This window comes from Paenibacillus sp. Soil766 (assembly GCF_001428105.1).
GTDB lineage: Bacteria > Bacillota > Bacilli > Paenibacillales > NBRC-103111 > Paenibacillus_E.
In genome coordinates, this window is sequence record NZ_LMSJ01000008.1 from 35,394 (window position 1) to 48,611 (window position 13,218).

Annotated in this window: 12 protein-coding genes; 6 read left to right on the forward strand and 6 right to left on the reverse strand. The window is 47.4% G+C overall.

From position 1 onward, the window contains the following. Positions 1-4 precede the first annotated feature (4 nt). The 3 genes from ASG89_RS07105 to ASG89_RS07115 all read right to left on the reverse strand — a co-directional run bounded on the left by ASG89_RS07105 (position 5) and on the right by ASG89_RS07115 (position 3,985). Positions 5-3,025: a 1,4-alpha-glucan branching protein domain-containing protein gene (locus ASG89_RS07105; protein ID WP_057309897.1), complete on the reverse strand. Its 3,021-nt coding sequence runs from the start codon at positions 3,023-3,025 to the stop codon at positions 5-7. After that, positions 3,022-3,588: a DUF4912 domain-containing protein gene (locus ASG89_RS07110; protein ID WP_057309898.1), complete on the reverse strand. Its 567-nt coding sequence runs from the start codon at positions 3,586-3,588 to the stop codon at positions 3,022-3,024. The genes ASG89_RS07105 and ASG89_RS07110 overlap by 4 nt, the downstream gene beginning before the upstream one ends. A gap of 184 nt (positions 3,589-3,772) precedes the next feature. Beyond that, the gene (locus tag ASG89_RS07115) at positions 3,773-3,985 is read right to left on the reverse strand and encodes a KTSC domain-containing protein (RefSeq protein WP_235549653.1); all 213 of its coding nucleotides are present in this window, start codon (positions 3,983-3,985) and stop codon (positions 3,773-3,775) included. Between the two features lie 194 nt (positions 3,986-4,179). Between ASG89_RS07115 and ASG89_RS07120 the strand changes: the two genes are divergently transcribed. Beyond that, positions 4,180-4,602 carry a hypothetical protein gene (locus tag ASG89_RS07120; RefSeq protein ID WP_057309900.1) on the forward strand — a complete coding sequence of 141 codons (423 nt, stop codon included), beginning with the start codon at positions 4,180-4,182 and terminating at the stop codon, positions 4,600-4,602. Between the two features lie 142 nt (positions 4,603-4,744). Here ASG89_RS07120 and ASG89_RS07125 read toward each other — a convergent pair whose 3' ends face one another. After that, the gene (locus tag ASG89_RS07125; protein ID WP_057309901.1) at positions 4,745-5,518 is read right to left on the reverse strand and encodes a LytR/AlgR family response regulator transcription factor; all 774 of its coding nucleotides are present in this window, start codon (positions 5,516-5,518) and stop codon (positions 4,745-4,747) included. Between the two features lie 189 nt (positions 5,519-5,707). On the opposite strand from ASG89_RS07125, the gene ASG89_RS07130 reads away from it, so the two are divergent. Then, positions 5,708-6,337 (forward strand): hypothetical protein, encoded by a 630-nt coding sequence (locus tag ASG89_RS07130; protein WP_057309902.1) that lies wholly within the window; start codon positions 5,708-5,710, stop codon positions 6,335-6,337. Here ASG89_RS07130 and ASG89_RS07135 read toward each other — a convergent pair. After that, the gene (locus ASG89_RS07135) at positions 6,308-6,949 is read right to left on the reverse strand and encodes a helix-turn-helix domain-containing protein (protein WP_057309903.1); all 642 of its coding nucleotides are present in this window, start codon (positions 6,947-6,949) and stop codon (positions 6,308-6,310) included. The two genes, ASG89_RS07130 and ASG89_RS07135, sit on opposite strands and share 30 nt — an antisense overlap. A 253-nt stretch (positions 6,950-7,202) precedes the next feature. Here ASG89_RS07135 and sigI point away from each other — a divergent pair, with 253 nt between their 5' ends. From sigI to ASG89_RS07155, 4 genes are all read left to right on the forward strand, one after another. After that, positions 7,203-7,991, forward strand: coding sequence for an RNA polymerase sigma factor SigI (gene sigI, locus ASG89_RS07140; RefSeq protein ID WP_057309904.1), 789 nt, complete (start codon positions 7,203-7,205; stop codon positions 7,989-7,991). A 19-nt stretch (positions 7,992-8,010) separates the two neighbouring features. After that, positions 8,011-9,408 carry an anti-sigma factor domain-containing protein gene (locus tag ASG89_RS07145; RefSeq protein ID WP_057309905.1) on the forward strand — a complete coding sequence of 466 codons (1,398 nt, stop codon included), beginning with the start codon at positions 8,011-8,013 and terminating at the stop codon, positions 9,406-9,408. 189 nt (positions 9,409-9,597) lie between these two features. Further along, positions 9,598-10,611 (forward strand): aldo/keto reductase, encoded by a 1,014-nt coding sequence (locus tag ASG89_RS07150; RefSeq protein ID WP_057309906.1) that lies wholly within the window; start codon positions 9,598-9,600, stop codon positions 10,609-10,611. A gap of 458 nt (positions 10,612-11,069) precedes the next feature. Continuing rightward, positions 11,070-12,578: a leucyl aminopeptidase gene (locus ASG89_RS07155; RefSeq protein ID WP_057309907.1), complete on the forward strand. Its 1,509-nt coding sequence runs from the start codon at positions 11,070-11,072 to the stop codon at positions 12,576-12,578. 106 nt (positions 12,579-12,684) lie between these two features. On the opposite strand, the gene ASG89_RS07160 is transcribed toward ASG89_RS07155, so the two are convergent. After that, positions 12,685-13,173, reverse strand: coding sequence for a hypothetical protein (locus ASG89_RS07160; RefSeq protein WP_157276553.1), 489 nt, complete (start codon positions 13,171-13,173; stop codon positions 12,685-12,687). Between the last annotated feature and the right edge of the window lie 45 nt (positions 13,174-13,218).

A 13,218-nucleotide genomic window follows, 5' to 3' on the forward strand; every position in this document is an offset into this window, starting at 1 on the left:
CAAATTATTTGATTATTTCCTTTTGATGCGGGGAATGACTGGTAGTAGTAGCTAGAAGTGAAATCACTGCCTCGTAAACGTGAGTTGTCATAGATCCAATTCTTTTCCAGTTATATTCGCTATGAACGGTACGTAAGGCGGTAGAAGCGAGCTTAGATGCATACTGCGGTTGATCTAATAACTGAATGATTTGTGCGGCTAACGCATCCCTGTCGCCTGCGGGACATGTACATCCGTTAACCCCGTGGCTGACAATCTCTGCAAGGCCTCCCGTATCTGAAACGATGAGAGGCGTCCCGCTGACCATCGCTTCCAACGCGACTAATCCGAAGGGCTCATAGAGACTTGGGAAAATACAAATTTCTGCCTTTTGTAAAAGTAAGCTCTTGTCAGCCTCATCGAGAAAGCCTGTGAAGCATACGCGGTCTCCAAAGCTAAGAGCGAGTTCCTCTAAGCTATCTCGCTCAGGACCGCTTCCAGCGATGACGAGTTTGGCGTCCGGGCATTTGGCGAGTACTTGCGGCATCGCGGTCAGAAGAGTGTGTACACCTTTTTCATATACAAGACGGCCTAGAAAAGCAAGGACGCGCTGCGGCGCCTCGCTATGAGGAATCGCGTTAGCAAGCAGTGGATTCATCGTGAATAACGCTGGGTCGGGCTTAGGCAAGGGAGAAACACTGTTTGGAATTACGGTTATTTGGTGAATAGGAATATGAAAGAGCGTCTTAATTTCCTGCCCCATGGCTACACTGCATACGATGAGATGATCGGCCGCTTCTGTTAATTTACCTTCTATGGTATGAATCCGCTTCTGAAGCGGTGACTCGAGCTTTCCAAGATTACGTCCTGTTTCCGTAGCGTGAATTGTTGCTAGAAGCGGGAGGTGCATTTGATGTTTGGCGACATGTGCTGTGTAGTACACAAGCCAGTCATGCGCATGCACTAGATCGAATACAAGGCCCTTACGTACTAAGCCTAACATGAGATCTGTGAACGCCATATTCATTTGGAATACGCGATCTAGGAAGTGCAAGGAGTCGGTTGTAGGAATGACTTCCGCTCTATGAATATGGACACCCTCGGAAACTTCATAAGGAAGACAGTCTGGAGACTGACAGGTGATGACATGAACGGAATGTCCGTCGGCAGCAAGCCCTCTGGATAAATCGCAAACCGCTCTTGCTAGACCGCCAATGACGTGCGGCGGGTATTCCCAAGCGAGCATGAGAATGCGCAGCTTGGACGGATGGCTCTGTTGCGCAGCCTCTTTGTTCGAGGTAACGGCAACTTCGTTTAAAGGTATGACGGTATCTACACTGGATGATGCGCGTAATAGGACATGATTAGTGGAAGATAGCTGAAAAAGTCGATAATGAAGCTCTGGTAAAAAAGGAGTCTTCCGTTCCAGAGCGTGTACTAGCGTGGCTAGCTCTTTGTCAGATCCGCCCTTGTCTAATGTATTCATAAGGTTATGGAATTGGGATAAATGCGTTTCGATACGCTTCGTCGCGTAGGAGGTGACCGTATCCGCATCTAGGATAAACGTCCAGTCGCTGCTCTGCGCGAGCATGAGCTCCCGCGCTGCCTGATTCAGCGCCCGCAGCTGCAGGGAACTAAGCGCTGCCGGGTCCTGGTGCTTCTGCGCAGCCAGCACCATGCGATCCTCCGCCGCGTGCAGCCGCGGCGTAACCCACTGGCTGCGCGGCTGCAGCCAGACCTCGGCATAGCCGCCGCGGCCCCAGCTCGACACCGGTAGCGCAGCTACGGTGGTCGGCGCATGGGCGGCGGCGTAGCCGCCAAGCGTAGTCGTCTGCACGACTACGCTGTCATCGCTGCGCGCGGCAAGGCCGCGCAGCACGGCTTCGAGCCACTGGTGGCCTTCGTACCACCAGTGGCCAAGCAGCTCGGCATCGTACGGGCATACGATGACCGAGGGCTCCTGAGGCGCAGATGCAGCCTCTGCGCCAGACGCCAGGCGCCGCTCCGCGAGGCGGCGCACCTGCGCTACCCGGCTAGCGATGAAATGCTCAGCGTGGAGCTGAGCTTTCTGAGCGGCACGCGCCGGGTTGTAGGGCACTTTGGCGTCACCATCGCCGGTGACGCTGTAGTACTTGAAGCCCGTATGGATGCGTGCGCCGTTCGGCAGCACGTAGGGCTTCAAGTATGCCCATTCGGCCCCGCCTTCGCGGCCGAGGTCATACCCGATATCGCGATAATATTCGCGATAGTCGGGGTCGCCGGGGTACCCAGCCTCGGCGCTCCAGACATGGGCGCCGGCCTCGGGATCCCGGGCGAACGCACAGGCACCGCCTGGCGTGCGCAGCGGCAGACCTGTTGTGTCCTTGTCAATGGCGCCCTCGCGGCGGGCCAAGGTGTGCGCATGCGTATCTACGATGAAGTAACGTAGATCGAGCGCTTGCAGGTGTGGCTCAAGCGCAGGCGAATAGCCGCACTCTGGCAGCCAGATGCCTGCAGGAGCGACTCCGAAATGTCGGCGGAATTCCTGTACCGCCGACTCGAGCTGCGCGCGTAGCGTGCCATCGTTCTTCACCAAGGGTAGAAACGCATGTGTCGCAGCGCAAGTAATTAATTCTAAGCAGCCTGTGGAGCTGAGGCTGCGGAACTTGGCAATGAGATCGCCGTGGAGGCGATCGTATAAGAGGCTGAGCCGATGATACCGATCCGCGTATAGCTTAGCTAGCGGGCCGAAGGCTTCATCACCCCACAGGCGAATGACTTCACGCTGCCCCAACTCGCAAAGCGAGGAGAGGTGCTTGCGAAGTCGCAGATGCATGCGTGAATCTTCTAGCATGGCAAGCAGGGGTGGAGACAATGATAACGTAAGGCGAAACGGCACTTCATCTTCTACAAGCTTTTCCATCATGTCAATGAGAGGCAGGTACGTGTCGACAACCGCTTCGAAAAACCAGCGTTCTTCTAACGTAATTTCAGATGCATTGTGGCGAACATAAGGGATGTGGGCATGCAAGAGCAAAGCAACATAGCCTTGTACGTTAGTGCTCAATCAGTATCGCCTCCAGATTCCGTATCTACAAGGTAAGTGTTCTTCGGTACATACACCGAATAGGCCGAAAAATACGCATGTTCATCGGGCGTTACTTGTGGTAAAAGAAGAGACGTTAACTGATAAATAAAAGAATGATCAGTTTCGACTGAATGATGATCGCTATCCAGACTTATCGCTGGGATTTGAATGATATTGGAATGCAGAAGCGGAAGGAAATAACCTTGCTCATTTCGGATACCTAGTCTTGCATAATACGCTTGGCCAGAGGCTAATCCGCTGAGAAAGCATGAATCTCCAGGAGGAAGCAAAAGCTCCGAGACCCGACCCGCGGGTTGCTGTTGGTTGCTGCAAGATGTGTTAGGAGATGGATCGACGACTTCGTGGAACCGTAGTGAAGGAGATAAAGAGCGCCAGTCCTTCTGGAAATGCTCTTGCAGGAGCATCTGCTTACTGGAAGAAAGCTGCCAATAAATAAACTGGACGGAAGGGGATTGTGCCAGTAAATGAAGCGTATCGCGATCAAAGGCAAAGTGGCGTGCTTGAGTAGAGATCAGACTCACCTTTTCTGCTTACTTATGTTGTAAGAAGGAGTAATTGTGTTTATAGATGTTGTTCTATGTTTTATTGTAGCATATGCGCCATATAAACCAAAAATCTCCACCCCAGAAGAAAGGGGGGAGATTGCTTGTGTACCACTAGCAGTTGCTCATCATGATTGGCCGAGGGTAAAGGTGATTCAATGCCTTACTTGGTTGAGATGTTTTCTTCCATGTACCTACTCTCCGTAAGTCTCATTAGAGAATCATATCGATTCGGCGATGTGAAAAGCAAGAGATACTCATCTTGTTTTACATTGGTGTAGGAGGCTCTGAATCCGGTATGATACTGGACTGTCATGCTGGAGGATTGGTCGTCATACTGCACAAAGGCTATCTGTCTGGAAACACTCGGAATCATGTTCACGCCGCTCTCCCCTTCATCTCAAGAATTCGGAAAACACGTAATGGATCAGTCATTACTATAATTATGCTTAGTCAAACACATTTAGAATGATTTGACATCCTCTAGCTGCACTTATGAAAAAGGAATTTCACACATTTGTAACGAATATATTAAATTAATCCGGGTTCGATGATTAGGAGGGATTTCCCATGAGTTTTTGCTGTGGAGCCAGTATGATTGGAACAAAAGGTACTTTGAAGCACATACGTACACAAATTCACAATGTGCCCATCCTCTTCTGCCCGGTATGTCACCATATTGAGGTTCACTATTTGGTGGAGAACGAATATGAAATTCTCGCCGAATATGCCCATGGAGATGGCGCTGCAGAAGTCGATTTTATTGAGTACGTAGATGGCAAGGATCATTTGTTGCACGACAATTGCGTAAATCACGAAGGCGAAGAGCCGATGGATATCGTTCGTTGTCAAATTGACATGGCGTTAGATCTGTTAGGTTTCGCCAAAACGATTGAGGATCAGGAATGGGAAGAGCAACTCATGAAACGATTACAAATGCTTAGCACACGCCGTGACAAGCTGAAAAATAAAAAGACCTCTAAGAATTCCTAGAGGTGTGCTTTCTAAATGAAAATTTCAATTAAATGGAAAACCTCCCGTTAATGTTCTGGTTTTTGCTGTTTTCGATGCAAATTCCAAAGAATAGCTGGAGGTTTTCCTGTTATTTAGCTTATACGCAACGGGCTCTTCATACTCATTTAACTTCTTGCAGCAGCTTTGCGAATTCCTTTTGCAAATCACGGCTGAGGGGAATCTTGACGGAGGTATGTCTCAAATGAATGATGAATCTCCGAGAAGTGGGGAACCCGCTTTCTTTCACAAACGACACGACATGTCGCAAGTTCACTAGATAGCCCTTGAAGGGGCTGAACATATGGGGTGTGCTTTGAGCCAATATATCCGATAAATTCGAGCTGGACTCCATTTGAGCACCGTTCACCAGATGAATTCTGGAGAGTCGCTTGTCTTCCTTTTCCACAAAGAGAATGGCATCTTCGGAAATAGGGAGTTGTGATTTTTGATTTTTAACTGTAATCCACGTTGCTGAGGCAGGCTGTGGTTCCTGCGAATTGCGGCTTCGCTCTAATTGAATTTCGGCAATCGTTTTGCGGATGGCAGCTTGAAATTTCGGCAACATGACAGGTTTGGAGAGAAAGTAGACAGAATCAAGTTCATGAAATGCCGTCAAAATATGCTCGGTATTCGTGGTTCCACTAACCATAACGACCTTCATTTGGTACCCCGCAAGGCGTAAAGCCTGCACAACGCTGATACCATCCAACTTACCTTCAAGCCCAATATCCATGAGAAGGATATCAGGTTGTAACTTATCGTAATCCCGTAGGAATTGTTCCCCGTCCGATACGATTGAAATGACTTGTAACCCACATTGCTGACAATAGCTTTCAAGTAATTGACCTACCCAGTAATTATCTTCTACGATGGCGACTGTAAAGCCATGCTTCATTTACTGATCTCACTCCAATCCTTCCAAAGACAATAGCAGGAACTATGTCATCTTATACGCTATAACAGCCAACTTAGTCCACTTTGAAGGCAAAAGTACGAATATCTTGTATACTCTTTAATGTAATTATAGAAATTGTCAAGTTGCTTACAGCATGATTTCGTCGCTTAGAAATGAGGGAAAGCGCAATTGTTCACATGGGTAAAATTGATACTAGCTATTATTCATTTTGTTCCCATGGTCTTATTCTCCTTGTTGCTATTTCGGATTCGAATAAAGCCATATTGGAAACAAATATCGCTAGCTGTGCTGGTAGGCTCACTGCTCTCATTAATTAATAATTCGCCTTTAATATTGGTTTGTATCCTATGTATCTTACTCATGTGTGTATGGAAATATCGGTTTGTACCTGCTTTACTCATAGCACTTTCGGGCTACATTATGCCAGTTCTCATTTCTACGACTGTATATGTTTGCATCAATTTCACACAAGACGAAGCCTATCATGTCATTAAAGACGATCTTGCCATTTCTTATATGACGCATATATTAATTCTGTTAGGTAAATTCGTATTCCTCATGACGCTATACAAGCGGAGACTAGGATTTACCTTTCTTTCGCATTATACGAGAATTCCGTTCAATCGAGAAAATGTCGGGGTATACTTATACATGATCGTTGTTATTATTGGCATGATCTACCGTCATGCTTTCAGTGATAATGTATTCAGTGTCGTGATGCCTATTCAGTTATTGAGTATGGCAACGATTCTATTCATCTATGTCATGCTAAGTAAAGAACTTGGCTTTCAAAGATGAGGGACATGGATTACCTAATGCTTCCAATGCGTGTCCATTATTAAATGCGACATAATCAAGAATAGTTTGATGATACTTCTTCTGTGGTATTGCTGCGGCAATGATGAAGGGTGCATTTTCATATGTATCAAAATAAAGTTTGCCTTCTGAGGAGGCATACTTTTTTATTTTGTTCAGATTTACGAAAAGATGCATATCCATTTTCACAAAATGATGCTCTGTTAATGTTTCGATAAAGTGTGTGAAAGCCACGAGAGATTCGACTTGTTCTTCTCGCATTCCATCCTCTGAATAGTAGATAATGGATTGAATTCCAAATTCGACATACCAGATCGTATCCAGATTGGCTTGCCCTGGCTTCGACCAAGTGGAAGTTTCTTCTAGATATCCTGCCTTTTTAAGTAAATCCGTATACGGGTATTGATAAGCTTGGGCCAACTTTCTCAAGGTCTCGGGAGAAGGTTTAATGACATCATTGGTCGTTCGATTACGACCCAGTTCCAAATCTCTAATATATGCATGAGATAGGCCGCTCTTATTAGCTGCTTTACGCAATGAAGCTTTGCCTCGTAACGTTTCAAGAAACTTACCAAAGTGATTGCTTGCTTCCATATGAAACACCTCCCTGTCGTACCACCTCTATTCAACATTGCTCATCGGAGAGGGCATCGTGATAGAGGTTTTCTTAATATTATAAAGGATAGATAAAGCAATTGAAACCGTAAAACAAGGGTTTATTTGCCAGTAGGTGCTCATTTAGATATCTATGTTATAATGAATCAGCAAATTATTTATAAATTTCATCATACGTACCCCCCGAATTGTTATATACAAGGACGAAACTACTATACTGTGAGGTGGAAAGGTGCTACTGGTACTATTCAAAAAGTTTCTGGGAAAGAAAGAGTCCCATGGAAAAAATGAACCGCAAGCCTCTTCACTTGAGGTAACCATACATCAGATTCAAGAGGGAGACCTAAGACTAAGGAATCAATTTATTGCAGATTATCAGCCCTATGTTGCCAAAGTAACAAGCAGGTTTTGCAAGAGATTCATTGATCCCGCAAGAGATGATGAATTTAGCATTGCCTTAGCAGCTTTTAATGAAGCTATTAATCAATATTCTTCGGTTATGGGAAGATCATTTCTAGGTTTCGCAGAGACGGTTATCAGGCGAAGGCTCATTGATTTTATTCGTAAGGAGCAACGCTTCAAAGGGCAAATCCCTTATAGCTCGTTTGATCAAGAAGATGATGAAGATAACTTAATGAATCCAATTGAGGTTCATCAAGCCATCGAAGCCTATGAGAAGCAGAAGGGCTTAGAAGAAAGGCGAAGTGAAATTATTGATTTTAATCGCTGCTTAAGTGATTTTGACATTAATTTCTCGGAATTAACAGATGCCTCCCCCAAACATGACGACTCCAGGCAGATGCTGTTCGGTATCGGCCGCACACTTGCACAGGATTCAGAGCTTATGCGCACTCTGTTGACGAAACGACAGCTGCCAATTAAAGAGCTGCTCGAGCAAGTTCAAGTATCTAGAAAGACCTTGGAACGAAATCGTAAGTACATCATTGCAATTGCACTTATTTTTAACGGCCCATATCCATATTTACGGGATTACTTACATATTCGTGATGAAGAAAGTTGAATGAAAGGAAGAACAGCGCATGAACAAGGGGATCGTAATGGAATTAAGCGAGAGCTCCATTATTGTAATGAATTCAGAGGGGCGTTTTGATAAGTTGCCAAGGGGGACGCGCAGTTGTGAATTAGGTGAAGAGATTCTCTACTCACCAGTGAAGCGTCGGTTACAAGTACCGCAAATGGCTGTCGTGTCAGCATTAGCTGCTGCCATTGTTGTATGCTTCGTTCTGGTATCAACCTTGTCAGGTGGTGTGCCCGGCAATAGTGTTGTTGCCTACGTAACCATTGATATTAATCCAAGTGTTGAAATTGGCATCGATAATAATGAGATTGTTCGTGACCTGCATGGACTTAATACAGACGGTGAGGATTTGATTCAAGCTTTAGTGTTTGAAGGTAAAACATTAGAGGATGTAACGTCTGATATTCTCGATAAAGCCGAGCAAGGGGCATTGGCGAAAGGTGAAGGAGATATTATTATTTCCTCAACGGTTGTAGGAGCCAAAACAACGGTCGACGACGAAGCCATTGCGACGAAGCTGAAAGCTCAGGTAAATAAACATATCGAAGACAGTCATCCGGACCAAGTGAAGAATTATGAAGTGCAAGCTTTCGCTGCTCCGCAAGAAGTAAGACAAGAAGCGAAAGCAAGTGGTGTATCCGCAGGGAAATATGCGATCTATCTCAATGCCGTTGATAATGGTGCGAAAGTATCGCTGGATGACATCAAAACGACTTCCATTCATCAACTGGCGAAGGATAACGGTGGTATTCAAACGTTCGTTAAACCAGATAAACCGATTGATAAGTCTACTTTGCAAAGGTTACTTGCTGACGAAAAGTCAGGTAAGCTCAGTGAGCGTGCTCAGCAAACTTCGGTTGCCAAATCCGGTACGGGTAATTCATCTAATAAAGATGACGATAAAAACAGTAAAAACAACAACGGCAAAGGTAACAATGCAGGGAATAATACCCCGGGCAAAGTGACTAAGAAACCGACGCCGACACCAACATCTAAGAATGACAATAACGGCAGAAATAATAACAACGATAACAATAATAACAATGGTAAGAACAACGGAAATGATAAGAATAACGGCAACGAGAAGAATGAGGATCGCAAACCAACCCCAAAGCCGGATCGTAAGGATGATGACGACGACGATGGGAAGAAACCTACGGTAACGAAAAAAACAACTTCGACACCGAAGGCAACTCCAACGCCAAAAGCTACTCCAACACCAAAGGCTACTTCAACACCAAAAGCTACTGCGAAGCCTACAGTGAAACCAACAAGTTCAAGTAAACCTACGGTGAACCCATTTTCTAGGGATGACAACGGGAAATTCCCAGGTATCAATTGGGGCTGGGGGAGCAATGATCGGGACGACAATGGTAATCAAAATGAGGGAAGAAGATAAAGGAAGAGCACCTGAGGCATTCGTCTCAGGTGCTTTTGCATGTAAGTGACCTAGTGGACAGCATGGAAAGTAGAACTGACTTGTATTACAATATTGAAGTGAAGAAGGAAGCTCTTGCGGGAGAGCATGAGAAAGACGAAGAGGAAGTTAATCTGGTTGTGAACCAGCAAACCTAAGGGGGAATAAGGCTTGAAATATTCAACATTTGGGAAGTCTGGCTATAAAGTGTCGTCATTAGGGTTTGGCGCCATGAATTTGCCTAGCGTTCCCTTGGAACAAGCGAGAGAAGCACTTAATTATGCTTTGGATCATGGCATTAATTACATAGATACAGCAGCGGCCTATAGGAACAGCGAAGAGATTATCGGGGAGTGTATCTCGCATCGAAGACAGGAGTATTTCTTGGCAACGAAGACAGGCGCACGCGATTACGCTACTGCGAAAGCAGAAATTGAGCGAAGCCTAGTACGCATGAAGACTAATCATGTTGATTTACTACAAATTCACTATGTGAATAATGTTACGGAATACAAGAAAGCGATGGAAGTCGGCGGCGCCTACGAGGCTGCGTTAGAGGCTCAGCGAGAGGGAAAAGTGCGGTTTATCGGCATTTCCGGACATCGACCAGATTTACTTGTCAAATGGATTGCGAACGAGCAGTTCTCGCAAATATTATTTCATCTGAACTTGGCACAGCCCTTCGCCTTGGATGAGCTAATTCCCAAAGCAGCTGAGATGGACTTGATGCGAGTAGCGATGAAGCCCTTGTCAGGTGGATTTATTCAACCCGTGGATCGTGCGATCCGATATCCATATAGCCAGGATGTGCATGTAACCATTTCAGGGATGGTCAGCGTGAAGGAAGTGCAAGAGAATTTGGAAGCGCAAAGGAAGGAAGTTGGTCCTGAGGAGCGCCGTGAGCTAGAACAGCTTGCAGTTGAGTTAGGTGAGCACGATTGCAGACGGTGTAATTATTGCTCCTGTCCACTGGAAATCCCAATCCCTGATGTGATGATCGCAAGTAAGTTCAGGGAGAAATTCGGCTTGCTGCCGAAGGGGGATGGATTTTTCCAGCGGCATCAGGAAAAAATAACTAGCTGTGCAGACCATGATCCTTGTAAAGTGGTCCCACTATGTGAAGCAAAGTGTCCGTACCAACTACCGATGTCGTCGGTTGTGCAGAAGGCGGCTTCATTTTATTAGGGGGAGCAAGGAAGTGAGCTAGGGAGTGTGTGAGGAAGTGCGCTAGGGAGTGAGCTAGGAAGTGCGTTAGGAAGTGCACTAGGGAGTAGAGCATGTAAGTGCGCGTGAGTAGAGCAAGGGAGTACGGATGCGGGTCAGGCACCATGTGAGGCGAGACAACGAGCGGCAGGGATGGTTCTGCTTCGTCAGCTCAAGCGATTTAATGGAAAAAGTACAGCTAATTTCGACTAATCCCATGGATTTAGAGGAATAGATGGATTTTATGTAGTTAATTTGCCTAGTTTGGTTTGAAAATGGCAATTAGGCGGAAAATAACTGGGGATTTTCCAGTTAAATGGATTTTTTGATGAAATGTGAAGAAATTAACGGGAGTTTATCCAGTTAATTGGCGGACGGAAATAGGCAGATAGGGATAAAAGCAAGATTCGAAAAATGGATGAGGGTAGGGATCATTTCCTATGTTTACTAAAATAACAGACATCACAACGCGTGTGTACACCTCGTTGTTGGATAATGCAGAAGGGGCAGACGTGATTCTCGTCTGCCTTACCGAAGCGGAGCTGCGCCAGGACGGTGTCCTCGGCCAGCCGCAGCTCGACCAGGCCCTTGAGCGCATGCGCGCAAAGGGCCTATTCACGGGCGCCTCAGGCGAGCTCGAGGCGCTGCCGACCCACGGGCTGCTGCCGTACGCGTACGTGCTGGTAGCGGGGCTCGGCCCCGCTGCCACGCGCGATACGCTGCGCGCAGCCGCGGTCTTTGCAGCGCGCAAGATGCTCGCGCTGCAGTTCGAACGCTTGGCGCTGAAGCTGCCAAGCGGCTTCGACAGCCGGTCAGCCGCTTCGGCGCTGACCGAAGGGCTGCTCCTCGGTACGTACCGCATTGCGGCGTACCGCAAGAACGAGCCTGCGCGCGCGGAGCTGCGCCAGGCGGTGTTGCTCACAGAAGCGGCTGCGGATGCAGCGCTTCTCGCAAGTGCGATCGCAGCCGCCGAGGCGGTTGCGGAGGGCACGAACTATGCCCGGGATCTCACGAACCTCCCGGGCAACAAGCTTGTGCCGGCTTCCCTCGCAGAGGAAGCCATCACACTCGCCCAGCACTATGGCTTCGCCATAGAAGTGCTGGATGAGCACGAGATCGCCGCCCGCGGGATGGGCGGCCTCACGGCGGTGGGCGCGGGCAGCGTCCACCCGCCCCGCATGATCACCCTGCGGTACACGGGTGATCCGGGCAGTGCCGACGTGCTGGGCCTCGTCGGCAAGGGCGTGACCTTCGATACCGGCGGTATCTCGATGAAGAAGCCCGACGGCATGGAAGAAATGATCAGTGATATGGGCGGAGCCGCCACACTGCTTGGAGTACTTCACGTCGTCGGTCAATTGAAACCGAAGGTAAATCTGGTTGTGGTTATTCCCGCAGCAGAGAATATGACGTCGGGTACGGCGTACCGTCCAGGGGATATCGTCACAATGCTCAGCGGGCATTCCGTGGAGGTATTGAATACCGATGCGGAGGGTCGTATTATTTTGGCAGAGGGAATCACTTACGCCAAAGCGCAAGGGGCGAACCGTCTAATCGACGTAGCGACATTAACGGGCGCGATTTTGATCTCCTTTGCAGATATCGCAACAGGGGCTGTTACGAATGACGATGAATTCATTAAGCCATTCCTGCAAGCAGCAGGAGATGCAGGCGAGAAAATATGGCAGCTTCCGAACTATCCCGAATATCGCGCAATGCTGAAAAGTGATGTAGCGGATATCAAAAACGCGACATCCTCCGACCGCTGGGCAGGCGCGATTACGGCAGGACTGTTCATCGGATACTTTGCTGAGGAAACGCCTTGGATCCATTTGGATACCGGTGGCACAGCTTGGCTATGGTCGGCCAAAGGCATCGAGCCCAAAGGGGCAACCGGTGTTCTGGTTCGAACGTTAGCGGCGTATTTGTGCGGCGAGCAGCTCGGTTAATATTTTTCTTCAAATAAAAAAATCACCCAGGTTTGAAAGTCCTCCCACCTACCAGTTTCAGTAGGCTGAGATCTCAAGCGTTGGGTGATTTTATGTTTAGTGGCTATTAAGCGCCAACTTGTTGCCCCAGGGAGGCAGGTTGTTTAAAGTTGGTCTGCAGCAATTCTTGAATATCCGAAGTACGAATAATGAGACGGTTTACTTCATTCGTTGTATAAGAGAGCTGTTCGGTGCGCTGTTCGAGCTGGGCTAAGGAAATGCCGATCCAATGCTTCTTACGACGGTGCTTGAACAGATCGTATTTAAGTACGGTAAGCGTTGCCGCATAGGGGTCTGGCTTCACATACACATCTTTCATGTTATCTGCCAATTTGAAGAAAAGCTTACCGCCGTTCCATTTGACATAACCGGGTTCAAAAAGAATCACGAGAAAATCAGTATCTCCGTCGTCCTTGCTTTCCATCGAAATGAGGCGTACAGCGCCGTTCGCTTTGGGCTTAATATATTGATTCGAGCGGATATCAGGTAAAAAAGGCACGACAAGAATCGGGCAAACACTCGCGATATACAAATAAGTAGTTGACTCAAATTTCATAGAGAGTACAATGAAAATCAAAAAGAGCAACAATGTTGCCAGCAA